This is a genomic window from Actinomadura sp. NEAU-AAG7 (genome assembly GCF_018603865.1).
Taxonomy (GTDB): Bacteria; Actinomycetota; Actinomycetes; order Streptosporangiales; family Streptosporangiaceae; genus Spirillospora; species Spirillospora litoris.
The window spans coordinates 805,733-830,078 of sequence record NZ_JAHFZY010000004.1 but is presented as its reverse complement, the minus strand read 5'-3'; the positions used below and the strand labels follow the sequence as shown (position 1 = coordinate 830,078).

Sequence of the window (24,346 nt, the reverse complement as noted above, 5' to 3'; positions counted from 1 at the left end):
TCTCCCTGGGGGTGGCCGCATGCTGGTCGCGGGTCAACCTGTCCGGTCCGGCGCCGACGCCGGTGTCATCCACAACGCCCTTTCCCGGTTCCACGACGAGATCCGGGCCGCCGCGCGGGCGGTCGCGGCGGAGCGCGACGTCCAGCCGGTGGTGCCGCTGGAGCCCGCCGACCGCTTCACCGAGTTCACCGACGCCACCGACATCGGGCTCACCCGGGTGGAGCCGCACACCTACGTCCTCGACCTGATGCGCAACCCGGGCGCGCGCACGACCAAGACGATGGCGTCGCTGCTCATGGTGGCGCGCGCGGCCGGGCACACGCGCCGGACGGGCGAGCGCGTCATGATCCTCACGCCGACGTCCGGCAACAAGGGGACCGCGCTCCGGGACGCCGTCGCCCGCGCCTACGCCACCGGCATCACCACGCCCGCCGACCTGCGCGTCGTCACGGTCAACCCGGAGGCGTCGCGCGGCAAGCTCCGCGACTGCCCGCTCACCGCCGACGCCGGCCTGCGCGCCGCGAACCCCGTCGCGCTCGCGCGGGTCGCCGAGCCCGGGGACGTCAAGGCCGTCACCGCGCGGGTCGCGCGGGAGGAGGCCGGCGCGCTGTTCGAGGCGACCGGGTTCCGGCTGTGGCCCACCCTCGACCTCGACAACTACCGGATCGCGGACGCGGCGCGCGCGTTCGCCGAGGCCGAGCTGCTGCCGCTCACCGAGGACTCGCCGCCCCGGCTGCACGCGCACGCGGTGTCGAGCGCGTTCGGCCTGCTCGGCTACCACCTCGGGCACGAGATGCTCGCGCGCGGCCTGCCCGGACGGGCCGTCCCCGCGCGCCATCCCGGGTTCTGGCTGGTCCAGCAGCTCGCGACGCCCGACATGGTGACCGCTGTCCTCGGCGCCGACGTCCCCGACTACGCCTGCGACCCCGGCGGCGCCGTCTGGCGGCAGGAGGGCGCACCGCACTTCCCCGCCGAGACCGACGACCCCCGCGAAGTCGTCGACTCGACCTTCTACACCCGGGCACCGGCCACGATCCCGCAGGTCAACGCCATCATCGGGCGGCACGGCGGCGGCGGGGGCATCGTCTCGCGGCGCGAGTGCCTGGCGCGGTTCGACCGCGTCCGCGCACTCGCCGCCGAGGCCGGGATCGCCATCGGCGCGGACCCGGCGGAGATCCGCGAGTGGTCGCTGGTCAAGGCGCTCACCGGCGTGCTGGTGGCCCGCGAGCGCGGTCTGATCGCCCCCGGCACCGACGTGGTGGTGCACGCGTCCGGCCACTACACCGACGCCTCGCTCGCACCGGCGCGGGACGAGCACCTCACCCCGATCGGCGGCGCCGACGACCTCGCCCGGCTCGTCCGCGCGGCGGCGCGGTGATCCCGCGCGGCTGGCGGTACGCCTGGCAGCACGGCGCCGACCCGTGGATCGTGCGGGCGCGGGAGTGGGCGGACGCCGCCGTCTCCGCGCGCCCGCGGGTGACCGTGTCGGTGCCCGGGGACGGCGGGCCGGTGCTGGCCTACGGCGGCCTGCCCGACGGCCTCACCCATGTGCTGCCGTTCCTGGAGCAGCGCCGCGGCCCGGCCGCCGCGCGCCGCGTCACGCGCCGCACGTCCTGGACGGGCCTCGCCGACGGCCGCGCGGCGCCGGACGCCGACATCCTCGCCGTCGGATGCTTCCGGCGGCGCGTCCCCGACCCCGTCCCGGAGCACGTCCTGCTGCTGCCGTTCCGCGTCACGCTCGCCGTGCCGACCGGCGGCGGGCCGGAGCGGGTGCTGCGGGGGATCTCGCGGAAGGCCCGGCAGCAGCACGCCCGGGAGGTGCGGTCGCGGGCGCGCACGCTGCGGGTCGCGACCGGCGACGCCGACTTCGAGCACTTCTACGAGGGCATGCACCGGCCGACGATGCGCCGCAGGCACGGCGGCGCGGCGCGCTCGGAGTCCAAGGAGACCGCGCGCGCGTGCCTGTTCCGGCGCGGCGCGCTGTTCTACCTGTGCGAGGACGGCCGCCCGGTGGCGGGGATGCTGTGCCGCCGGGAGCGGGCGGCGCTCGTCGTCCGGCTGGCGGGGGTGGCGGGCGGCGACGAGTCCCTGTACCGGTCGGGCGCCTACATGTCGCTGTACATCCTGGTCCTTCAGTGGGCCTCCGAGCACGGCGTCGCGCGGGTGGACCTGTCGGGCTGCGAGCCGTTCCTGAGCAAGGGCATCTTCCAGTTCAAGCGCAAGATGCACCCGGAGGTCGCCTTGCCCGCGAACCACTTCGGCGGGAAGCGGCTGCACCTGCGGGTCCGCCGGGACGGCCCGGCCGTGCGCGCGTTCCTCACCGCGAACCCGATGCTGACGTTCGCCCCGGACGGCGCGCTGGAGGCCGCCTACTTCCACGACGACGACCACCCGCCCAGGACGGACCTGCGCTGGGAGGCCCCGGGGATCACCGGGCACCGCCTGATCCATCTCGACGGGTTCCTGGACGGCCTGCCCGCCACACCCCTGAGCCTGCACGGAGGCGCCTGATGTGCGGCATCACCGGCTGGGTCGACTTCGGACGCGACCTCGCATTCGAGCGGCCGACGGTCGAGGCGATGACGCGGTCGCTGTACCGGCGCGGCCCGGACGGCGAGGGCGTGTGGGTCTCGGCGCACGCCGCGCTCGGGCACCGCCGCCTCGCCGTCATCGACATCGAGGGCGGCGCCCAGCCGATGGCGGCGCGCGGCCGCCGGGCGGGCGAGCCGGTCGTGCTCACCTACAGCGGCGAGGTCTACAACTTCCGCGAGCTGCGCGCGGAGCTGGCCCGGCTCGGGCACCGGTTCGCGACCGCCTCCGACACCGAGGTCGTGCTGCACGCCTACCTGGAGTGGGGCGCGGCGTTCGTCGACCGGCTCACCGGCATGTACGCGCTCGCGATCTGGGACGCGGCGCGCGAGGAGCTGCTGCTCGTCCGCGACCGGCTCGGCGTCAAGCCGCTCTACTACCACGCCTATCCGGGCGGGCTGCTGTTCGGCTCGGAGCCGAAGGCGCTGCTCGCGACCCCGCTGTTCACGGCGCGCACCAGCGAGGCGGAGCTGCCGATCCTGTTCAACCCGAGGCTGGCGCTGCCCGGGGAGACGCCGCTGACCGGGCTGCGCCAGGTGCGGCCGGGGCATCTGGTGCGCGTCGACCGGTCGGGCGCGCACGAGACCCCGTACTGGCGGCTGGTCAGCCGGGAGCACCACGACGACCACGCGACGACGGTGCGGACCGTCCGGGAGATCCTGGAGGACGTCGTCGTCCACCAGATGGTGGCGGACGTGCCGCTGTGCGCGCTGCTGTCGGGCGGCCTGGACTCCACCGCGCTCACCGCCCTCGCCGCCGCGGACGAGCCCGGACGGCTCCGGACGTTCTCCGTCGACTTCGCCGGGTCCGGCGACGACTTCCACGCGACGACGCTGCGCCCCGACCGCGACGCGCCGTTCGCCGTGGCCGCGGCGCGCGACCTCGGCGTCGACCACACCCCGGTCACGCTCGACCCGGCCGCGCTGCCCGGCGCGGTCCCCGAGGCGCTCGCCGCGCGCGACCTGCCGAGCCTCGGGCAGTTCGACGCGTCCATGTACCTGCTGTTCCGGAGCGTGCGGGAGCGGTCGACGGTGGCGCTGTCCGGGGAGGCGGCCGACGAGGTGTTCGGCGGCTACCCCTGGTTCTTCGACGAGGCGACCGTGTGGGGCGGGACGTTCCCGTGGCTCGGCGCCGGGCCCCGGCTGACCGACTGCCTCGCGCCGGACGTGCGGGCCCGCGTCCGTCCCGGCGACGACGAGCGCGACCGGTACGCGACGATGCGGGCGCTCGTGCCGAGGCTCGCGGGCGAGTCGGGGTTGGAGGCGCGCATGCGCGAGGTCCTCTACCTGAGCCTCCAGGGCCCTCTGCACTACCTGCTGGACCGCAAGGACCGGATGAGCATGGCGCTCGGGCTGGAGGTGCGGGTGCCGTTCTGCGACCACACGCTGTTGGAGTACGTCTGGAACGTCCCGTGGAAGATCAAGGTCGCGGACGGCCGGGAGAAGGGCCTGCTGCGCGCGGCCGTCGCCGACCTCGTCCCGCCGGAGGTGCTGCGGCGCCGCAAGAGCGCCTACCCCGCGACGTTCGCCCCGGCGCACGCGCGGGCCGTGCGCGCCGAGCTGGAGCGGGTGCTCACCGACGCCGCGTCCCCGCTGCGCGAGGTGCTGGACGTCCCGAAGGTCCGCGCGCTCGCCGCGAGCCGGACGTCGCCGATGACCGTCGCGGACTCCCTGCACTTCCTGCTCCCGATCGTCGAGGTCGACCGCTGGCTCCGCGCGTACGGCGTGTCGATGGCGTAAGGATCCTCCCGCGTGCGCACCTACCGCGAGCTGTTCGCGACCCCCGAGTACACCCCGCTGTTCCTCGTGGTGGCCGCGCACGTCGCGGCCACCACCGTGAGCGGGCTGGCGCTGAGCACGCTCGTCTTCGACCGGACGGGCTCGCCGCTGCTGTCGGCGCTCGCGATGTTCGGGCCCTCGCTCGCGCAGGCCGCGGGGGCCGCGACGCTGCTGTCGGCGGCCGACCGGCTGCCGCCGCGCGCCGCGCTCACCGGGATCGCGCTGCTGCTCGCCCTCGGCACCGCCGCGCAGGCCGTGCCCGGCCTGCCGACCTGGGCCGCGTTCGGCGTCCTGCTGGCGGCCGGGATGGCCGGCTCGCTGGGCGGCGGGGTCAGGTACGGGCTGCTCACCGACATCCTCGCGCGGGAGGGGTACCTGCTCGGCCGGTCCGTCCTCGCGATGACCGACGGCGTCATGCAGATCTGCGGGTTCGCGGTGGGCGGCGGGCTGGTCGCGGCGCTGTCGCCGCGCGGCACGCTGCTCGCGGGCGCCGCGCTGTTCTGCGCCGCGGCCGGGACCGCGCGGCTCGGCCTGGCGGCGCGTCCGGCGCGCGCGGCGGGGCGCCCGTCGGTCCGCGCGACCTGGCGGCGCAACGCGCGGCTGTGGTCGCTGCCGGCGCGGCGGCACGTCTACCTCGCGCTGTGGGTGCCGAGCGGGCTGGTCGTCGGCTGCGAGTCGCTGTTCGTGTCCTACGCGCCCCGGCAGGCGGGGCTGCTGTTCACCTGCTCCGCGCTCGGGATGCTGGCGGGCGACACGACGGTCGGGCGCTTCGTCCCGGACGCGTGGCGGGGGCGGCTCGTCGTCCCGCTGTACGTGCTGCTCGCCGCGCCGTACCTGGTGTTCGCGGCCGGTCCGCCGCTGCCGGTGGCGGCCGCGGCGGTGACGGTCGCCTCCGCCGGGTACGGGACGGGCCTGCTGCTCCAGCCCCGGCTCATGGACCTGACGCCGGACGAGATGAGCGGCCAGGCGCTCGGCCTGCACTCCTCCGGGATGCTGGCCGCGCAGGGCGTCGCCGCCGCCCTCGCCGGGACGCTCGCGCAGTGGTCCTCGCCGGGGACGGCGACGGCCCTCATGGCGGGGCTGTCGCTGGCGGCCACCGCGGCCGTCGCCCGCGCGCTCCGGGCGCCGCACGACACCGTTTCCGGCCATTCGGCAAGTTGACCTTGCCAAGATTGGCAATATCCCTGACACTCGATGGAAAGATCGAAAAGGCGGGGTGAGATGGAACTTCGGTCGGCCGACCCACGCGTCAGCATCGCCATCATGAGCCATTCCAAGCGGGCCCGGGAGGCCGCCGCCCTCGCCGGGCGGCTGGAGGGGGCCAGGGTGGTGACCGACCCGTCCCCTCCCGAGCGGCAGTTCCCGCTGCGGACCGCGATCCTCGCGTGGGGCGCCGCCGAGCCGGGCGCGACCCACCACCTGGTCGTCCAGGACGACGTCGAGCTGTCCCCCGGGTTCCTGCGCCGGGTCGAGGCGGGAGTGCGGCTGTTCCCGGACGCCGCGCTCGCCTTCTACGCCAACTGGAGCTCGATGAACGGCGCCGCGATCCGCCTCGCGGGCGCGGCGGGCGCGACCTGGGTCCACGAGATGGGCACCGAGTACTTCCCGACGCTCGCGCTCGCCCTGCCCGCGCGGCACGTCGGCGACTTCGTCGAGTTCGCGACCGCGCTCAGCCGGTGGTGGCGGGACGACGACGACGTGATGCGCGAGTTCCTGGAGTCGCGCGGCATCGACGCCTACGTGTCGGTGCCGTGCCTGGTCGAGCACCGCGACCTGGAGAGCGTCGCCGGGAACGGCGACCACGGCGAGCGGCGCGCGGCCTGGTTCACCGCCGAGCCCGCCTACGACCCGTCCCACGAGGCGCTCGCGCACGCGATCGACTTCTGCCCGTGGCTCAACAAGTGCCGCGCGCTGGTGCTCGCGCGGACCGTCCACGACGGCCGCCAGATGTGGATCCAGCGGCCCTGGACCGACATGGCCGCCGCCCACGGCCTGGACGCGGGCGACCTCAGGGCGGGCTTCGACCGGCTGGCCGCGCGGAGCCCGCGCCTCCAGAAGACCGCCGACGACCTGGGCGAGCTGTTCGTGTTCTCGCTGTGGCTGACGTCCTACCTCATGGGGGCGGCGGTCCGCGCCGGAGTGCCGCTGCGCACGCTCCCGGGCCGCGGCGCGCCGCCGACCGGCCCGGCGATCGAGCGCGCCGGGCTGCACACGCTCGCCGTCGGGGGCAGCGCGTGGATGCCGCTGCCGCCGTCGCTGCTGGCCACCTACTCGGCGGAGACGGCCGAGCTGGCGGAGACCGGCTTCACCGCCGGGCTCACCGCCGGCTGACCGGCTAGCCGACCAGCGCGAGGACGGCGCGCTCGAAGTCCGTCCGGTCGCCCGCGAAGACCCCCTCGGAGCGGGGATGGTTGACGACGACGTCGGTGAAGCCGAGGTCCCGGCAGCGGCCGACGACCTCGGCGAACCGCTCCGGCGAGGCGTAGGGGGCGTCCACGACGCGGCTCACGTTCACCAGCCGTCCGAGGGACGCGGGATCGCGCCCCGCGCGCTCGCAGGCGCCTTCCAGGCTCGTGAGCTGGCGGCGCAGCAGCCGCCACGCCTCCTCCTCCGCCTGCCCGCCTGGGCGGCCGGGGTCGCCGATCGTCACCCACAGGTCCGCGTGCCGGGCGGCGAGGAGCAGCCCGCGCGGGCCCGCGGCGGCGATCGCGAACGGCACCCGGGGCCGCTGGACGCAGCCGGGCACCATCCGCGCGTCCACCGCCGCGAAGTGCGCGCCGCGGTAGGTCGCGGACGGCTCGCGCAGGAGCATGTCCGACAGCTCGACGAACTCGGCGAACCGGTCGGCGCGCTCGCGCGGGGACGCGGCGGCGCGGCCGAGCAGGGCGGCGTCGGCGCCGGACGCGCCCGCGCCGAGGCCGAGCACGAACCGCCCGCCCGACACCTCGTCCAGCGTCATGACCTGCTTGGCCAGCACGGCGGGATGCCGGAAGTTCGGCGAGGACACCAGCGTCCCGAGCCGCATCCGGCCGGTGACGGCGGCCACCGCCGACAGCGTCGCGACCGCGTCGTACCAGGGGCGCTCGCGCAGCGTCCGCCAGGAGTGGTGGTCGAACGTCCAGGCGTGGTCGAGGCCCATCTCCTCCAGGCCGATCCAGATACGGCGCGTCTCCGCCCACCCGTACTCGGGGAGGACGACCGCGCCGATCCGGGGCCGCCGCGCGCTCACCCGGTCACGAACTCGATCGAGCCCGCGAGCTTCAGCGCGAGCGCCCGCGCCTCGGCGGAGGTCTCCGCGCCGACGACCACGGCCCCGGCCCGGTCGGAGGACTCGCGGTGCGTCGCGGGCAGCACGTCGCCGGGCCGGACGGTCAGCTCCGCGTGCAGGACGGCGGGGTGCGCGAGCAGCCCCGACCAGCCCCGCACCTCGGTGAGGCGGCCGGGCGCGGGCGCGAAGAAGTACGCGGCGGCGGCCCGCGTGACCGGCGGGGCCGGCTCCACCGGGCGGCCGAGCGCGTCGTCGTAGATCGGGCCGAACATCTCCAGCCCCGGAACCGCGTAGGTCAGGAGCCGGTGCAGCCAGTCGCCGCCCGGACGGGCGTGGACCTCGCCCAGCACCACGCCCTCGGCGGTCAGCCACAGCTCGACGTGGAACGGCCCGAAACGCAGGCCGAGCGCGGTGAGGGCGGACGTCACCTCGTCGTCGATGCGTCGCCTGCCGGGCTCGGGGAGGTCGGCGGGCAGCACGTGCCCGATCTCCACGAAGTGGGGCGGCGGCAGCTTCGTCTTGGCCGTGACGGCGAGGACGTGCGGCCTGCCGCCGAGGAACACGCCCTCCACGCTGAACTCGGGCCCCTCGACGAACTGCTCGACGAGGAACTCGTCCTGGGAGGGCAGCGCCTCGACGGCCGCCCGGAGGTCCGCGGGGGCGGTCACCTTCCGGACGCCGATGCTGGCCGTGCTGTCGCGCGGCTTGACCACCCAGGGGCCGGGTGCCTCGGCCACGAACGCGGCCGCGTCGTCGAGGCCGTGGCACAGCCGGACCGCCGGTTGGCGAAAGCCCGCCGCCGCCAGCGCGGTGCGGCAGGTGTCCTTGGTGCGGGCGCGGCGCGCCGCGTCCGGCGGGTTGCCGGGCGCGCCGACGACCGCCGCGACGTCGGCCGCCGAGGCGAGGACCGTGTCGCGCAGGCCCATCACCAGGTCGAAGCGCTCGCCCCGGGCTAGGCGTTCGCGCGCCCACCGCACGCACGCCGCCGGGTCGTCGGGGTCCACCACCGACACCCCGTCGGCGAGCGCGTTCACGTCGGCGGTCACGTCGAGGGTCTCGGCCCGGTTGATGATGTGGGTGCGGATGCCCCGGTCCCGTGCCTGGGTCAGGGCGTCGGTGACGATGTCGCGGCTGTGCGAGACGGCGCGGGCGCCGCCGACGAACAGCAGGCGCGGCGCGTCCGGTAGGGAGGTCATCGGTTCACCTTGCCAGGATCCGGCGCAGCCAGTCGGCGCGGGCGCGCTGGGCGGTCTTCGAGACGACCGCGTCCGGCACCCACTCGTCGAAGCTGTGGAAGGCCCCGGCCCACACGTGCAGCTCCGCGTCGCCGCCGGCCTGGCTGATCCGGGTGGCGTAGGCGATGGCCTCGTCGCGGAGCGCCTCGACGGTGCCGACGTCGATGAACGCGGGCGGCAGGTTCGCCAGGTCCGTCTCGCGTCCGGGCGCGGCGTAGGACGGGACGTCGCCGGTGCCGACGCGGTCGCCGAGCAGCGCCGTCCATCCGGCGAGGTTGGACCGCCCGTCCCAGAGCCCGACGCCGTCCATCTGGGCGGCCGACACCGTGTCGCACCGGTCGTCCAGCATCGGGCACTGGAGCATCTGGCCGAGCAGCGGCGGGCCCTGCCGGTCGCGGGCGAGCAGGCTGACGGCGGCGGCGAGGCAGCCGCCCGCGCTGTTGCCGCTGATGACGACGCGGCTCGGGTCGAGGCCCAGCTCCGCGCCGTGCTCGTGCACCCAGACGAGCCCGGCGTAGCAGTCCTCGACCGGCGCGGGGTGGGGGTTCTCGGGGGCGAGCCGGTAGTCGACCGCGACCACGGCGAGCCCCAGCTCCTCGGCGCGGTCGAGCTCGCCGGCCAGCTCCGTCGTGCGGTTGTGGCCCGCGACCATGCCGCCGCCGTGCGTGTTGTAGATGACGGGGAGCGGGCCTTCCACGCCGGTCGGGCGGCAGATCAGCACCGGGACGCCGGGCGCGCCCGCGGGGCCGGGCACCACCCGCTCCTCCAGCTCGAACGCGCCGCCCCGGCGGATCTCGGCGTCCGACAGCCGCCCCCGCTCGGAGCTCCTCCGCCGGTCCGCGATCAGGTCGGGCGTCAGCGGGACGGTGATCCCGGCGAGGATCGTGCGCAGCGGCTCGGCCAGTTCGTGGTCGAGGGGCGGTGCCGGCGGTGTCACCGGCCGGGCGGGGGTCTCGGTCATCGTGCTCCTTCGCGGGCGGTGGCGGGCTCAGGGGCAGGCTCAGCCGGCGGGGGCGGTGTCCAGGCGGTCGGCGAGCACCGCGAACGGGGGGTCGGCGACGAGATAGAAGTGGTCTCCGCTGACGATCTTCTCATGGAAGCCCCCGGCGGCCAGCTCGCGCCAGGGCCGGCGGTCGGCGTCCGGGTCGGCGTCCCCCACGATCGTGGTGACCGGGCAGCGCAGCGGCGGCTCGGCGCGGTGCCCGTAGGCGTGGAACATGCGGCCGTCGCCCTGGATGTAGGGCAGGACGAGTTCCAGGAAGAACGGGTCGGACGCCAGCTCGGGGTCGGTGCCGCCGAGACGGGCGAGGCGCTCGGGGACGTCCGCGTCGTCCTCCGGGACCAGCTCCTCGGGGCTCGGCAGCGGCGCGTCGCGGGAGCCGGACGCGAACAGGTGGGCGGGGACGACGCCGCGCGCCTCCAGGCTCCGCGCCGTCTCCAGCGCCACCGCCGCGCCCATGCTGTGCCCGAACAGCGCGATCGGGCGGTCGGCCAGCGCCGTCAGCGCCTCGGCGATGTCGTCCGCGAGTCGCCGCAGGTCGGTCGGGGACGGCTCGTCGATGCGCTCGGCGCGTCCCGGGTAGCGGACGCCGTGCACCTCGCAGCCGGGGATCCGCCATTCGCGGAAGAACGACGCCGAGCCTCCGGCGTGCGCGAAGCAGACGAGCCGCAGCCGGGCCTCGGGATCGGGTGCCGGGCAGCTCAGCCAGGTCGAGAGGTCGTCGGTCATCGGCCTGTCTCCTGTGTCGTGCGGGGGTCGGCGGGGGCGGTGCGCTGGCGGCGGGCGCGTGCGGCGCGGGCGCGCCGGGCCGCCGCCTGGCGGGAGGCGCCCGGCGAGCCGTCCGCCGCCGCGCCGCCGTCGCGGATCAGCGCGGACTGCGCCGCGACGGTCGTGTGCCGGAACAGCGCCACGATCGACGGGCGGGTGCCGGTGTGCAGCTCCAGCGCGTCCTGGAGGCGGAACATCGTGAGCGAGTTGCCGCCCAGGTCGAAGAAGTTGACCTCGGCGGGCACCTCCGAGATCTTCAGCACCTCCGCCCACGCGGCGGCGACGCCCGTCGGCGCCCCCGCCCCGGACGGCGCCTCCTCCGCCTTCGCGAGCAGCGCGGCGCGGTCGACCTTGCCGTTGAGCGTGCGGGGGAAGGCGTCCAGGATCCGGACGCGGGCGGGCACCATGACGCCGGGGAAGCGCTCCGCGACATGGGCGCGCACGTCCTCGGGCCTGATGTCGGACGCGGCGACGACGAAGCCGACCAGTTGCGCGCCCGCCTGGTCGGGGACGGCGACCGCGTCGCCGACGCCCGGCGCGCCGCGCAGCGCCGCCTCGACCGCGCCCAGCTCCACCCGGTGCCCGCGGATCTTGACCTGCTGGTCGCGGCGGCCGAGGAAGTCGAGCGTGCCCGCGCCGTTCCAGCGAACGCGGTCGCCCGTCCGGTACATGCGGGCGCCGGGGGCCTCGGCGAACGGGTCGTCGACGAACGCGCGGGCGGTGGCGCCGGGGTCGCCGAAGTAGCCGCGGGCGATCCCGGCGCCGCCGATCACCAGCTCGCCCTCGGTTCCGGGCGGCACCGGCCGCAGCTCCTCGTCCAGGACGTACAGGGCCGCGCCGGGGATCGGCCCGCCGATCGACACCGGGCCCGGCGCGTCGAAGCGGTGGTAGCTCGCCCAGACGGTCGCCTCGGTCGGGCCGTACTCGTTGACCAGCGCGATCGGGCCGGGACGCAGCGCGAAGTGCCGCCGCACCAGCGGCTCGGGCAGCGGCTCACCGGCGACGATCACCGTGTCGAGGGAGGCCAGGCGCTCGATGCCGGCGCGTTCCGCCGCGTCCAGCAGGACGCGGTACAGCGACGGCACGCACAGCGTCCGCGTCACGCCGTGCTCCTCCACCAGCGCGACCAGCCGCGCGGGGTCGCGGACCTCGTCGGCGGTGGCCACGACCAGGCAGCCCCCGGCGGTGAGCGTCCCCCACAGCCCCACCACGGACGAGTCGAACGCGATCGGCGACACCAGCAGGAACACCGGCGCGCCCGGGTAGACCGCGTGCCGCGCGAGCGTCGAGGCGGCCAGGTGCCCGTGCTCGACCAGCACGCCCTTCGGCTCGCCCGTGCTGCCGGAGGTGTAGATGAGGTACGCCGGGTCGCCCTCCCCGACCTCCACGCCGGGCGGTGCGGCGGCGTCGTCGCCGTCCTCGGCCGGGAGGAAGGGGAGGCCGAGGCCGCTCAGGCGCTCCGCCTCGCCCTCGGTGGCGACCGTCCAGGAGGCGCCCGCGTCGGCCAGGATCTCGGCGACCCGCCGGTCGGGGTTCTCCCGGTGCACCGGGACGTAGGCGGCCCCGGCGCGCAGCACGCCGAGCGCCGCCGCGACCATCGCCGCCGACGGCTCCGCCAGCAGCCCGACATGGTCGCCGCGCCGGACGCCCGCCGCCGCGAGCCGCGCCGCGATCCGGGCGGACCAGGCGTCCAGCTCGCCGTACCCGACGGTCCGCCCGCCGCAGCGGACGGCCGGCCGCGCGGGGTGGGCGCGGGCGATCGCGGTCACCAGCTCGTGGACGGGGGTCCGCGGCGGCGGCGGGAGCGGGGCGCCGCGTCCGAGGCGCGCGCTTCCGGGACGCGCGTGTTCGGGCCGCGCGTGTTCGGGCCGCGCGTGTTCGGGACGCGCCAGGCCGACCGGCGAGGGACCGGGGTGTTCCGGCGATGACATCTGTTTCCTCCGCTTCGGTGTTCATGGCCCGCGACGTTCATGGCCCGCGACCGCCGCCGTGGGGACGCCGTGGGGACGCGCCTGGCCGGGCGGGCCGCCGGATCGCGACGGCTCCAGCAGGTCGAGCACGATCGTCGTCTGCCGCCCGAGCGTCCGGCCCGCGAGCATCTCGCGCATCGGCACCCGGACCCCGAGCTCCCGGTGGACCCTGCGCGCCAGATGCGTGACCAGCAGCGAGTCCCCGCCGAGCTTGAAGAAGTCGGACTCGGCGGTGAGGTCGGCGTGGCCGAGCAGCTCGGTCCACAGCCGCGCGAGCAGGGCGGGGGCGTCGGGCGCGCCCTGGCCGGCGGGCTCGGGCGCCTTCGGCGGCTCGGCCTCGGGGAGCGGTTTCGGGGCGGCCTCCGGGGCCATCCAGCTCGGCCCGGCGAACGGGTAGGCGGGCAGGTGGAGCAGGTGTCCGGGCTCGATCAGCGGCTCCGTGGCGAGGGGCTGGCCGAGCGTCCAGAGGGCGCCGAGGGCGGTCCTGACCTCCTCGTCCGGGCGCGCGGTACGGGACGGGGAGAGCGCCACGGCGGTGAGGCCCGCCGCGTCCGCCATCCCGGTGAGCGCACGGCCGGGGCCGATCTCGACGGCGACCGCGCCGGGGTGGCGGGCGGCGATCGCGGCCATCGCGTCGGCGAACCGCACCGGCTCGCGCGCGGCGCGGACGAGGTCGCCCGGCTCGATCGGGGTGCCCGCCGGGACGAGTTTTCCGGTGGCGTTCGCGGCGTAGGGCACGGTCGGGGGTTTCGGTGCGAGGCCCGGCAGCGCGGCGGCCAGCTCCCGCAGCCCCGGTTCCACGAGGGAGGTGTGGAAGGCGCGGCCGGTGCGCAGCGGGCGGGCGAAGACGCGGTCGCCGAGCCACGCGCGGAACGTGTCGACCGTGTCGGCGGTGCCCGCCACCACGCAGGTGTCGGGTGTGTTGATCGCGGCGATCTCCAGCGCGGCCCCGGACGCGGCGAGCAGCTCGCGCGCCGCCGCCTCGTCGCAGCCCAGCGCGAGCATGGCGCCGGGCGGGCAGCCCTGGAGGGCGCGCCCGCGCGCGGCCACGAACCGCGCGGCTTCGGCCGGGTCGAGCGCCCCGGCGACGCACAGCGCGGTGATCTCGCCGAGGCTGTGCCCCGCCACCGCGACCGGGACGACGCCGAGGCCGCGCAGCGCGCGGTCGGCCGCGTACTCGACGGCGAACAGCGCGGGTTGCGCCAGCTCCGTCTCCCGCAGCTGCGCCTCGGGGAACCCGCGGGTCAGCAGCGCAGGCCGCAACCGTCCGGCGAGCGGTGTGTCGAATGTGTCGAGGATCTGGTCGAGGGCGTCGGCGAAGCCGGGTAGCGCCTCGGCGAACGGCAGCGCCATGCCCGGATGCTGCGACCCCTGGCCGGGGAACAGGAACACGACAGGCGCGGGTCCGTCGGCCGGGCGGCTCCCCCGCACCACGCCGTCCCCGCCGGCGAGGCGCGCGGCCACGTCGGCGGCGCTCCGTCCGGACACCGCGAGGCGTTCGGTGAGCGCGACGCGTCCGGTGGCGAGGGTGAACGCGACATCGCCCAGGTCGAGGTCGGAACCGCCGAGCCGCTCGGACAACCGGGCGGCGGACCGCGTGAGCGCCTCGGGGTCGGCGGCCGACAGCAGCACCAGACCGGGCCGGTCCCGCCGCGTCCGGGGGACGTCGGCGGCCCGCTCCACGATCACGTGCGCGTTGGTGCCGCCGATGCCGAACGAGCTGACCCCCGCGCGCCACGGCCGGGGACCGCTCCACGGCGCCGCCTCCGCCGGGACGTACAGGGGCGAGTCGCCCGCGTCCAGCAGCGGGTTCAACCGGGTGAACCCGGCCACGGGCGGCACGGCACCGTCCCGGAGCACCAGCAGCGTCTTGATCAGCGACGCGAGCCCGGCCGCGTTGTCGAGGTGCCCGACGTTGGCCTTGAGCGCGCCGACCGCGACCTGCCCCGGCGCCGCGCCCATCCCGCCCAGCGCGGCGGACGCGGCGGACCACTCGATCGGGTCCCCCACGCGGGTGCCGGTGCCGTGCGACTCCAGGTAGCCGATCGAGTCGGCCTCCACGTCCGCCGCGAGCAGCGCCGACCGGATCACCGCCTCCTGCCCGGCGACCGAGGGCGCGTAGTACCCGGCCTTCGCCGCGCCGTCGTTGTTGATCGCCGTGCCGAGGATGATCCCGTGCGGCGCGACCGCGGCGTCGGCGGCCCGCCGCAGCACCACGGCCGCGACTCCCGACCCGGCCACCACCCCGTCCGCCCGCGCGTCGAACGGACGGCACGTGCCGGACGGGGAGTGGATTCCGCCCGGCACGTGCAGATGTCCGGCCTGGGGATGGGCGATCCCGGCGGCGACGACGAGCGCCTGGTCGCAGTCGCCGTTCAGCAGCGCCTGCCCCGCCATGTGCAGGGCGACCAGCGACGACGAGCACGCGGTCTGCACCGCGAGCGCGGGCCCGGTCAGGCCGAGCTTGTAGGAGATGAGGCTCGCCATGAAGTCGGGCTCGGTGCCGTGCACCGCGTCCTCAAGCGTGAGCGGGTCGAGCTTCCCGCCCGCGACCATCGCGCGCAGGTACCCGCTCCCGCTCGCGGACGCGTAGACGCCCGTGACCAGGTCGCCCGCGGACCCCGCGTCCTCCAGGGCGGCCCAGGCCGCCTCCAGCATCAGCCTGTGCTGCGGGTCCATCATCTCCGCGTCGCGCGGGCTGACCCGGAACAGCACGTTGTCGAAGCGGTCGGCGCCGTCGAGGTGCCCGTGCACCGGGACGTAGTCCGGCTCGTCCAGCAGGCTCGCCGGGACCCCGGCGGCCTCCAGCTCGCGCCGCTCGTACCGCCGGGTCAGGACGCGCCCGGCGAGCAGCGCCGACCACCACGCGTCGAGGTCGGCGCAGCCGGGGAAGCGGCCGGACATGCCGGTGACGGCGATGTCGAGCGAGCGGTCGCGGGTCACTCAGACCGTCCCGCCGCTGTAGGCGGAGGTGTCACCGGCCAGTGCCCGGCCGGGGCGTCCGTCCACGCCGACCGGGACGTCCCCGATGATCGTGAGGCGCTCGCCGCGCCGGGGCTCGTCGCCGTAGTCGTAGATCGCGTAGTGCATCGTCGCCTGGTTGTCCCAGATGACGAGGTCGCCGACGCGCCACTTCCACCGCACGGTCTGCTCGGGCTTGGTCACATACTCCTGGAGCACCCTGATCAGGTCGCGCCCGGCCTGCGGGGGCAGCCCGACGACGCTGCGCGCGAACCCGCCGAGCAGCAGCGACCGCTCCCCCGTCTCCGGGTGGACGCGGACGGCCGGGTGCTCGGCCTCGTACCGGGTGGAGATGTAGTCGCCCCGCGCCGCGACCGTGTCGTCGGTGTAGTCGGAGTCGTTGCTGTGGACGATCCGCAGCCGGTCCGCCAGGTCGCGCAGCTCCGCCGGAAGGCTCTGGTAGGCGCTCGCGGTGTTGGCCCAGATCGTGTCGCCGCCGACCGGCGGAATGATCTTGCTGTGCAGCAGCGCGAACGCGGGCGGCCGCTCGATGAAGGTGAGGTCGGTGTGCCAGTGGTTGGCGCGGGTGCCCTGCCGCGAGTCCATCTCCCGCAGCGCGGGGCGGTTCTTCGGCGCGTCGTAGATCGGGTGGCCGAGCGTCAGGTCCCCGAGCCGCCGCGCGAACGCGACCTGGCTGTCGTAGTCGAGGTCCTGGTCGCGCAGGACGATGAGCTTGTGCCGGAGGAGCGCCGCGCGGACCGAGGCGACCACCTCCGCCTCCAGCGGACGGCTCGCGTCCACCCCGCTGATCTCGGCACCGATGTTGCCGGCGAGCCGGGTGATCCCGACGCCGGTCGGGGACAGGACGGTCATGTGCGGACCCCTTTCGACCAGGTGACGGAAGGGCGGGGGAGGTCCCGCCGACCGTGCGAACCAGGCGGACGTCGCCATCTTGCCTGATATGCCAAGAATCTGGCAACCTTTTGACTCAACATTGGCAAAAGAGTTGGCAGGAGCCCATGACGGCGACAACGTCCCTGGATCCCACCGGCCTGGTCGACCCCGCCGTGCACGCCGCCGGCGCCCAGCACGAGATCTGGCGCTGGATGCGCGAGCACTCCCCCGTCCACCGGCACGAGCCGACCCACCTCCCGGCGTTCTGGTCGCTGACCCGCTACGAGGACGTCCGCGCCGTCTACCGCGACCCGGGCCGGTTCAGCTCGGCGAGCGGCGTCCTCCTCCGCCCGACCAGGCTGCGCGAGGACCCGGGCGCCGGAATGACGCTCGCCCTCACCGACCCGCCCCGCCACAAGGAACTGCGCAACACGGTGGCCGACTGGTTCACGGCCCGCTCCGTCCGCGCCCTGGAGGACGCGATGCGCGGCATGGTCCGCGCCGTCCTCGCCCAGGCCGTCGAAGCGGAGGAGGCCGACTTCGTCCACGACGTGGCGGGCCGCCTGTCCATCTACACGATCGGCCACATGATGGGGGTCCCCGAGCCCGACCACGAGACGCTCTTCCGCTGGACGAACGAGGCATTCGAGGCGGGCGTCTCCCTCGCCGCCCACCAGGAACTGATGCTCTATTTCATCGACCTGATGGACCGCCGCACCGCGAACCCGGCCGACGACCTGGTGAGCATGCTGCTGGGCGGGACAGTGGAAGGCGAACTTCTCACGGAAGAGGAGGTACTCCTCAACTGCGAGAACCTCGTAGGCGCCACCGAGAACGGCCGCCTGGCGCTGGCGGGCGCCATGCAGTCCTTCCTCGAAAACCCCGGTGAATGGGAGCGCCTGCGCGAGGACCGCTCCCTCCTGCCATCGGCCGTGGAAGAGACCCTGCGCTGGACCTCCAGCGCCACCCACAGCATGCGCACGGCCACCGAGCCCATAACCCTGCACGACCAGCGAATAGCCCCGGGCGACAAGGTGGTGGTCTGGGTCCCCTCGGCCAACCGGGACGAGTCGATCTTCCCCGCCCCGTTCACCTTCGACATATCCCGCAAGCCCAACCGCCACCTGGCCCTGGCGTCCGGCGAGCACTTCTGCCTGGGCGCCACCCTGGCCCGGGCCCAAGCAAGAATCCTCCTCTCGGAGCTCCTGGACTCCACCGAGAAAATAGAACCGGCGGCCGCCCCGACCCCGGTCCACTCGATAGCCGTGAACGGCCCCGAACACCTCCCCGTCCACATCACCGGCAAGTGAGAAGCGCCCGACCTCGCGTCGACAGGCGCCCGGAGGTCAGGTGCGGGGGAAGAGGCGCAGGGAGAGGGCCAGGGTCGTCGTCAGGAGGGCCAGCAGGCCCGCCAACGTCGTCGTCAGGCTGGTCTTTTCGGCGATCAAACCCACCGCCATGGGGCCTATCAGCAGGCCGGTGTAGGTCAGGGTGCTCACTTTCGCCAGAGCTGACGCCGCGCCTTCGGAATCGGCGGCATTGTGGCCTACCGTACTGAAGATTATCGGGAGGAGAACGGACAGGCCCAAGCCGAATATGGCGAATCCTGCGACGGCCAGGACTGGGAGGGGGCTGACGACCACGGTCGCCAGGCCGGTGATCGCCAGGGCGCCGCCGCAGCGGACCAGGAGTGGGGCGCCGAAGCGGGTTTGGAGGCGGTCGCCTACCAGGCGGCCTCCCGTTTCGAAGGTGCTGAAGAAGATGTAGCCGAGGGACGCCGCCGCAAGGGACATGCCCAGTTCGTCGTGCAGGAAGACGCCGCTCCAGTTGCCCATCACGCCGCTGCACACGAGGACGATCGTCCCCACGGCGCCGAACATCAGGATGCGGGGCGTCCAGCCTGTGCGGCGCGCCGGTTCCGCGACGCGGTCCGTGCGGGAGGAGAGCATGTACGGGCCGGTCGCGGCCGTGAAGGCCACCAGGACCAGCGCGACGATCAGGAAGTGCTCGGTGAGGGAAAGGCCCGCCTTGATCGCCAGGCCGCCCAGGATGGAGCCCGCGGCGGCACCGATGCTCCAGGACGCGTGGCAGCTGTTCATCACGCGGCGGTCCAGGGTGCGCTCCACGGTGATGGCGTGGGCGTTCATCGAGACGTCCACCAGGCCGTCCAGGGCGCCGAAGAGGAGGAGGGCCAAGGCCAGGCGGGTCTGGCCTCCGGACGTCGCCACGCAGAGGAGGGACACCGGCAGGCCGGCCATTGTCAGGCGGACTATCGGGGCGCTGCCGAAGCGGGCCACCAGGCGGCCGGTGAGCTGCATCGCCGCGAGGCCGCTGAGGACGGGGAGGGTGAGGAGGAGTCCCAGCCGTCCGTCGGAGAGGCCGAAGGCCATTTTCAGTGACGGCACGCGGACGAAGAAGCCGGCGAGGACGAGGCCCGTCGCCAGGAACGGCGCGCGGGCCGCCCAGAGCGCGCCGGGCGCCGCCGGGGGCGGGGGCGCCGTCCGGGTGGGGAGTTCTTGGGTGTGAGTCATCGCGACCCCCAAATCGGTGTGGCGAGGACGTTGCCACCATTTGCCTAGCGCAACAACGCCTTGACGTGGCATCTAGCTGCCAAGGTCACGGACGGCCATTGTCGGGGGCGACGGGGTGTGTCAATCTTCTTGCCAGAACCCGGCATCGCGAGGACGGTTCCCATGGAGCAACGATCGTTCGACAGGCTCGGCCGGACGGCGTCGGTCGTCGGCCTCGGCACCTGGCAGCTCGGCGCGGACTGGGGCGACGTCTCCGAGGACGACGCGCTGGCGGTCCTGGACGCGGCCGTCGCGTCCGGTGTGACGTTCATCGACACCGCCGACGTGTACGGGGACGGCCGCAGCGAGCGGCTCATCGGCGCGTTCACGGCGGGCGGGCCGGACGGGCGGCTGCTCGTCGCCACCAAGCTCGGACGGCGCGGCCCGCAGGAACCGTCCGCGTTCACGCTGGACAACTTCCGCGCGTGGACCGACCGCTCTCGCGAGAACCTCGGCGTCGACACGCTCGACCTCGTCCAGCTGCACTGCCCGCCGACGGCGGTGTTCCACAAGGACGAGGTCTACGACGCGCTCGACACCCTGGTCGAGGAGAAGCGGGTCGCCGGGTACGGGGTGAGCGTCGAGACGTGCGACGAGGCGCTGGCCGCGATCGCGCGGCCCGGGGTGGCGAGCGTCCAGATCATCCTGAACCCGTTCCGGCGCAAGCCGCTGGAGCGGGTGCTGCCCGCCGCGCGCGAGAAGGGGATCGGGATCATCGCGCGGGTGCCGCTCGCGTCCGGGCTGCTGTCGGGGCGCTACCGGCACGACTCCACGTTCGCCGCCGACGACCACCGGACCTACAACCGGAACGGCGAGTCGTTCGACGTGGGCGAGACGTTCTCCGGGGTCGACTTCCACAGCGGTGTCGAGGCGGCGGAGGCGTTCGCCGCGCTGGCGCCCGAGGGGGCGGCCCCGGCGCAGGCGGCGCTGCGGTGGATCGTCCAGCAGCCGGGGGTGACCACCGTGATCCCCGGCGCGCGGACGGTCGCCCAGGCCCGCGCCAACTCCGCGGCCGCCGACCTGCCGGAGTTGGACGCCGGCACCCTGACGGCGCTGGCCGAGCTGTACGACGCCCGGATCCGTCCCCAGGTACATCACCGCTGGTGACCCGCGACCCGAAGGAAGCCATGGACAAGCCGCTCGTCGTCATCACCGGTGCCGGTTCGGGGATCGGGGCCGCCACCGCGCGCGCCTTCTCCCGCGAGGGCCACCCGCTGCTGCTGCTGGGGCGCCGTCTCGACCGGCTGGAGGCGCTGGGGCTGCCGCGCGCGCTCTGCCGGGCCGCCGACGTCGTGGACGGCGCGGCCGTCGCGGCGGCGGTCAAGGAGGCCGAGGCCGCGTACGGTCCCGTGGACGCGCTGGTCAACAGCGCGGCGGTCCTCCAGCCGGGGGTGGCGGCGGCGCAGTCGCGCGAGCACTGGGAGCGGATGGTCGACGTGAACGTCAAGGGCGTGCTCGGCTGCGTCCAGGCCGTGCTGCCCGGGATGATCGAGCGCGGCGGCGGCACCGTCGTCACGATCGGGTCGATCGCCGCGTACAAGACGGCGGGGGTGGAGGCGGTCTACAGCGCGACCAAGTCCGCCGCGCACATCCTGTCGGAGGGGATCCGGCAGCAGGCGGCCCCGCACGGGACGCGGGTGGTCACGGTCGCGCCCGGTTACGTCGCGACCGGCATGGGCGACCTGATCGCCGATGACGTGCTGCGGGCCGAGCACGCCGGGTCGCAGGAGGCGGCGGGCGGCGGGCTGGCGGCGGAGGACGTGGCCGAGACCGTCCTGTTCGTGTACCGGCAGCCGCAGAACGTCTGCGTTCGCGAGGTCGTGCTCGCCTCCACCGCCCAGGTCGTCTAGGACGGCGCCGCGGCGTCGGCGGCCTCCCGGCCCAGCAGGAGCTCGAAGAGGCGGACGAAGTAGGGCATCACGTCCTCGGCGTTCGCCGCCTGGAGGGCCGGGGAGCGCACGATCGAGCGCATCGCGCCCATGCCCAGCAGGGCGCCGACGAGGATCTCCACGCGCAGCTCGGCGTCGGGGCCGTTGACCAGCTCGTTCAGCTTCAGGAAGTACTCGTCGCAGACCCGGTCGTGCAGCCGTCCCCTGACCTCCTCGTAGGCGGACGAGCGGAGCAGCGCCACGAGCGGGTGGTCGCCGGTGAACTGCGACCAGTCCTCGAAGACGATCGAGCGCAGCAGCCCGATCGGGATCTGCTCGGGCGGGCCGTCGAGCAGCGTCGTGAACTGCTCCTGGTCGACGCACGCCTCCTCGAACAGGGCGAGCTTGGAGCCGAAGTACCGGTAGACCAGCGCGGGGTCGACCCCGACGTCCTTCGCGATGTCCCGCACGCTCGTGCCGTCGTAGCCGAGCCGGAAACGCTCGCGCGCCGCCGCCAGGAGTTCCGCCCGCGTCGCGGCGCGGTCGCGCTTGCGCGCGCCGCCCTTGGAATCGCCTCGCGCGTCGCCGTTCTCGGTGTTTCCCGTCATCCCCGTCCTCACAAGTCATCAGTGTTGACATGTTACCGGGCTCCCCGTAGCGTCAGCCAAGTCACCGTTGATGACTACTGGGAGTGGACATGCGGACGATCCTTATCACCGGCGGCACCGACGGGATCGGCAGGGGGCTGGCACTGCACTTTCTCCGGAACGGTGACCGCGTCATCGCCGTCGGTTCCACGCAGGCGAAGGGCGACCGGCTGCTCGCCGACGCCGAGCGGCTCGGCGCCGCCGACCGGGTCGTGTTCCACCGGACGGATCTCACGCTGACCCGCAACTGCCAGGAGTTGATCGACTTCGTGGACGCGTCCTACCCGCGGTTGGACGCGCTCATCCTCGGCGCCCGGCACGACAGGCCGTTCGGCCCGCGGGTGGAGACCGAGGAGGGCTTCGAGCGGCACCTCGCGCTGCTGTACCTCAGCCGGTTCGTCCTGGCCTACGGGCTGGCGCCGGCGCTGGAGCGCGCCGCGAACCCGGTGATCGTGAGCCTCTGCACGCCCGGCGTGTCGGCCGGCGCGATCAACTGGACGGACCTGAACATGACCGGCAAGTACAGCGGGTTCAAGGCGTCCCTCCAGGCCCTGCGCGCCAACGACCTGCTCGGCGTGATCTTCGCGGAGAAGCGCGTCGGCGGGAAGACGCGGTTCGTCGCCTACAACCCCGGCGTGGTCGCGACCAGCATGACCGACACGCTGCCGATGCCGGTGCGGCCGATCGCCAAGGCCGTGTTCAAGGTCGCGGCGCAGCCGGTCGACAAGGCGCTCCCGCCGATCGTCGCGCTGGTGGACGCGCCGCCGGAGCAGCGCTTCAGCGCGTCCTGGAAGACCAAGCAGGTCGATCTCGGCAAGGACACCTTCGACGTCGACAAGGCGTGGCGGCTGTTCGACGCGACCGGCCAACTGCTGCGCACGCACAAGACCGGCATCGCCGTGTGAGCCATTAGCAGCGCTTTAGCGCGCCTCCCGAGGCTGTGAGATCGCGGTCCCGCGCGCGGGACGAGGTCGAACGGCCCGAGAGGGGTGCTCGCTTTGAAGGAACAACCGCTTGCCCGGCAACGACGGCACACGCTCTATCTCCTGAAGGAGATCCGGGCCTTCTCCCCGGTGTTCCTGGACACCGAGGTCGACATGACCCGGGTCCGGGCGCACCGGACGGCGGCGGGCGACGGGGGCCGCCGCTACTCGATCGTCTCCTACGTCCTGCACACGGCGGCGCGGGTGCTGGTGAAGCACCCCGACGCCAACGCGGCGGTGCGCGGACGGTTCGGCCTGCGGGTCGCCCGCTACCCGTCCGTGCACGGCAAGCTCACGCTGGACCGGACGATGGGCGGGCAGCGGATCGTCCTCGCCGCCCTCCTGCCGAACCTGGACACCGCCTCCCTGGACGGCATCCAGGACCGCGTCGACCACTACCGCGAGGGCGACCCCGAGCAGATGCCGGAGTTCGCGGGCGTCCGGGCGCTGCACAAGCTGCCGTGGAGCGTGGGGCTGCGGGGGTGGCGGCGGGCCGTCCGCCCGCTGCCGGCGCGGGCGGGGCTGCTCGGCACGCTGTCGGTGACCTCGCTCGGCCACCGTCCCGTGGACGGCTTCCACTCGGTGGGCGGCACCACGGTCACGCTGGGCGTGGGACGGATCACCGACCGCCCGGCGGCGCGCGACGGCCAGGTGGTCATCGCCCCGACGATGCGCCTGAACCTGGCCTTCGACCACCGGGTCATCGACGGCGCCGAGGCCGCCGACGTCCTCGCGGAGATCAAGGACGGCCTGGAGACCTTCACCGCCGACGCCGAACCCCGCGAACCCGTCGCGGCGGAGCGTGCGCGGTGAACGACGTCGAGGAGCTGAAGAGGTTCGTCATCGTCCACGCCCGCGCGCAGGACCTGCCCGCCGACCTGTACGAGGGCGTCCTGGACCGGATCCGGCACGACGGTGAGGGCGAGGGCTCGTGGGCCGCCGAGTGGTCGGCGGCGGCGCGCACGCTGGAGGACGCGGGCGACCCGCTCGCGGCCTGCCGCTGCTTCACGATCGCCCGGTTCCCGTTCGTGGACGGCCTCCCCCGCCGGACCGCCATGCGGGACGCGTGGCGGGTCTTCGAGACCTGGCGCGGCGCGGACATCGGCGTCCTCGACCTGGAGGGCCGCCTCCGCTGCTGGACGTCGGGCCTGAGCCGGGAGGAACCGAGGCCCCTGCTGGTGGTCATGGGCGGCATCGTGAGCACGAAGGAGCAGTGGGCCCCGCTCCTCCTCCAGGCGGACGCGCTGGGCATGGCGATGCTGGTCACGGAGATGCCGGGCATCGGCCACAACACGCTCCCCTATGACAAGGCGAGTCCGGGCATGCTCCCCGCGATCCTGGACGCGCTCGCGGACCAGGCGTCGGTCGGCGACACCTACGCGGTGGCGAACAGCTTCAGCGGCCACATGGCGCTCCGCGCGGCGGTGAGCGACCGGCGCATACGCGGGGTCATCACGAACGGCGCCCCGGTCCACGACTTCTTCACCGACCCCGACTGGCTCCGGGCCCTGCCGCAGATCACCCGCGCAACACTCGCCCACCTGACCGGCACGACCCCCGACGACCTGCCCGACGTCCTAGGCGATTGGGCACTGACCCCGGACGAGTTGTCCACGCTGGAGATCCCCGTCTCCTACACGGTCAGCCTCCGCGACGAGATCACCCCGCCCTCGGAGATCGCCCACCTGCGCAAGCACGTGAAGGAACTGTGGGTGAAGGAGTTCGACGACGTCCACGCCTCCCCGGCACACCTGGACGAGACCCGAGCCTGGCTCCTCGAATCCCTGCTCCGCATGCGCACCCCGTCCTGATAGG

The 24,346-nt window shown here is 74.6% G+C and carries 20 protein-coding genes; 11 read left to right on the top strand and 9 right to left on the bottom strand.

Features of this window, described 5'->3' with window-relative positions; genetic code table 11:
• The first annotated feature begins 19 nt into the window (after window positions 1-19).
• The 5 genes from KLI87_RS22520 (at window position 20) to KLI87_RS22500 (ending at window position 6,698) form a co-directional block, all read left to right on the top strand.
• Entirely contained in the window at window positions 20-1,378 is a 1,359-nt protein-coding gene (locus KLI87_RS22520) for a DUF6002 family protein (RefSeq protein ID WP_214618535.1), read from the top strand.
• Window positions 1,375-2,511 carry a GNAT family N-acetyltransferase gene (locus KLI87_RS22515; RefSeq protein ID WP_214618534.1) on the top strand — a complete coding sequence of 379 codons (1,137 nt, stop codon included), beginning with the start codon at window positions 1,375-1,377 and terminating at the stop codon, window positions 2,509-2,511. Before KLI87_RS22520 ends, KLI87_RS22515 begins: the two co-directional genes overlap by 4 nt.
• Window positions 2,511-4,328 carry an asparagine synthase (glutamine-hydrolyzing) gene (asnB, locus tag KLI87_RS22510; protein WP_214618533.1) on the top strand — a complete coding sequence of 606 codons (1,818 nt, stop codon included), beginning with the start codon at window positions 2,511-2,513 and terminating at the stop codon, window positions 4,326-4,328. Before KLI87_RS22515 ends, asnB begins: the two co-directional genes overlap by 1 nt.
• Before the next feature lie 12 nt (window positions 4,329-4,340).
• A complete protein-coding gene (locus tag KLI87_RS22505; protein WP_214618532.1) occupies window positions 4,341-5,528 on the top strand; it encodes an MFS transporter in 1,188 nt (395 codons plus the stop codon).
• 102 nt (window positions 5,529-5,630) lie between these two features.
• Window positions 5,631-6,698: a hypothetical protein gene (locus KLI87_RS22500; protein WP_214618531.1), complete on the top strand. Its 1,068-nt coding sequence runs from the start codon at window positions 5,631-5,633 to the stop codon at window positions 6,696-6,698.
• A gap of 4 nt (window positions 6,699-6,702) precedes the next feature.
• Here KLI87_RS22500 and KLI87_RS22495 read toward each other — a convergent pair whose 3' ends face one another.
• Genes KLI87_RS22495 through KLI87_RS22465 form a run of 7 tightly spaced genes read right to left on the bottom strand, consistent with a single transcriptional unit; the run spans window position 6,703 to window position 16,442 of the window.
• Complete coding sequence (locus tag KLI87_RS22495; RefSeq protein WP_214618530.1) at window positions 6,703-7,596, bottom strand: LLM class flavin-dependent oxidoreductase; 894 nt, start codon at window positions 7,594-7,596, stop codon at window positions 6,703-6,705.
• Entirely contained in the window at window positions 7,593-8,831 is a 1,239-nt protein-coding gene (locus KLI87_RS22490) for an ATP-grasp domain-containing protein (RefSeq protein WP_214618529.1), read from the bottom strand. The genes KLI87_RS22495 and KLI87_RS22490 overlap by 4 nt, the downstream gene beginning before the upstream one ends.
• 4 nt (window positions 8,832-8,835) lie before the next feature.
• A complete protein-coding gene (locus KLI87_RS22485) occupies window positions 8,836-9,831 on the bottom strand; it encodes an alpha/beta hydrolase (RefSeq protein ID WP_156215842.1) in 996 nt (331 codons plus the stop codon).
• A 39-nt stretch (window positions 9,832-9,870) separates the two neighbouring features.
• Complete coding sequence (locus KLI87_RS22480; RefSeq protein WP_214618528.1) at window positions 9,871-10,599, bottom strand: thioesterase II family protein; 729 nt, start codon at window positions 10,597-10,599, stop codon at window positions 9,871-9,873.
• Window positions 10,596-12,569, bottom strand: a complete 1,974-nt coding sequence (locus KLI87_RS22475; RefSeq protein ID WP_214618527.1) for a non-ribosomal peptide synthetase — start codon at window positions 12,567-12,569, stop codon at window positions 10,596-10,598. Before KLI87_RS22475 ends, KLI87_RS22480 begins: the two co-directional genes overlap by 4 nt.
• A gap of 21 nt (window positions 12,570-12,590) precedes the next feature.
• On the bottom strand, window positions 12,591-15,551 hold the full coding sequence (locus KLI87_RS22470; RefSeq protein ID WP_214618526.1) for a type I polyketide synthase: 2,961 nt from the start codon (window positions 15,549-15,551) through the stop codon (window positions 12,591-12,593).
• Window positions 15,552-16,442 carry a TauD/TfdA family dioxygenase gene (locus tag KLI87_RS22465; protein WP_156215839.1) on the bottom strand — a complete coding sequence of 297 codons (891 nt, stop codon included), beginning with the start codon at window positions 16,440-16,442 and terminating at the stop codon, window positions 15,552-15,554.
• A 146-nt stretch (window positions 16,443-16,588) separates the two neighbouring features.
• On the opposite strand from KLI87_RS22465, the gene KLI87_RS22460 reads away from it, so the two are divergent.
• Window positions 16,589-17,773, top strand: a complete 1,185-nt coding sequence (locus KLI87_RS22460) for a cytochrome P450 (protein WP_214618525.1) — start codon at window positions 16,589-16,591, stop codon at window positions 17,771-17,773.
• Window positions 17,774-17,809: 36 nt separating this feature from the next.
• On the opposite strand, the gene KLI87_RS22455 is transcribed toward KLI87_RS22460, so the two are convergent.
• On the bottom strand, window positions 17,810-19,006 hold the full coding sequence (locus KLI87_RS22455; protein WP_214618524.1) for an MFS transporter: 1,197 nt from the start codon (window positions 19,004-19,006) through the stop codon (window positions 17,810-17,812).
• 150 nt (window positions 19,007-19,156) lie between these two features.
• Here KLI87_RS22455 and KLI87_RS22450 point away from each other — a divergent pair, with 150 nt between their 5' ends.
• On the top strand, window positions 19,157-20,140 hold the full coding sequence (locus KLI87_RS22450) for an aldo/keto reductase (protein ID WP_214618523.1): 984 nt from the start codon (window positions 19,157-19,159) through the stop codon (window positions 20,138-20,140).
• Window positions 20,137-20,883 (top strand): SDR family oxidoreductase, encoded by a 747-nt coding sequence (locus KLI87_RS22445; protein ID WP_308166124.1) that lies wholly within the window; start codon window positions 20,137-20,139, stop codon window positions 20,881-20,883. The genes KLI87_RS22450 and KLI87_RS22445 overlap by 4 nt, the downstream gene beginning before the upstream one ends.
• Here the strand turns inward: KLI87_RS22445 and KLI87_RS22440 are convergent.
• Window positions 20,880-21,509, bottom strand: coding sequence for a TetR/AcrR family transcriptional regulator (locus KLI87_RS22440; RefSeq protein ID WP_156215835.1), 630 nt, complete (start codon window positions 21,507-21,509; stop codon window positions 20,880-20,882). The two genes, KLI87_RS22445 and KLI87_RS22440, sit on opposite strands and share 4 nt — an antisense overlap.
• A gap of 89 nt (window positions 21,510-21,598) precedes the next feature.
• Here KLI87_RS22440 and KLI87_RS22435 point away from each other — a divergent pair, with 89 nt between their 5' ends.
• From KLI87_RS22435 to KLI87_RS40260, 3 genes are all read left to right on the top strand, one after another.
• Window positions 21,599-22,453, top strand: coding sequence for an SDR family NAD(P)-dependent oxidoreductase (locus tag KLI87_RS22435; protein WP_156215834.1), 855 nt, complete (start codon window positions 21,599-21,601; stop codon window positions 22,451-22,453).
• Between the two features lie 93 nt (window positions 22,454-22,546).
• Entirely contained in the window at window positions 22,547-23,344 is a 798-nt protein-coding gene (locus tag KLI87_RS22430; protein ID WP_214618522.1) for a 2-oxo acid dehydrogenase subunit E2, read from the top strand.
• Window positions 23,341-24,342 (top strand): alpha/beta hydrolase, encoded by a 1,002-nt coding sequence (locus KLI87_RS40260; RefSeq protein WP_214618521.1) that lies wholly within the window; start codon window positions 23,341-23,343, stop codon window positions 24,340-24,342. The genes KLI87_RS22430 and KLI87_RS40260 overlap by 4 nt, the downstream gene beginning before the upstream one ends.
• Window positions 24,343-24,346: the final 4 nt, after the last annotated feature.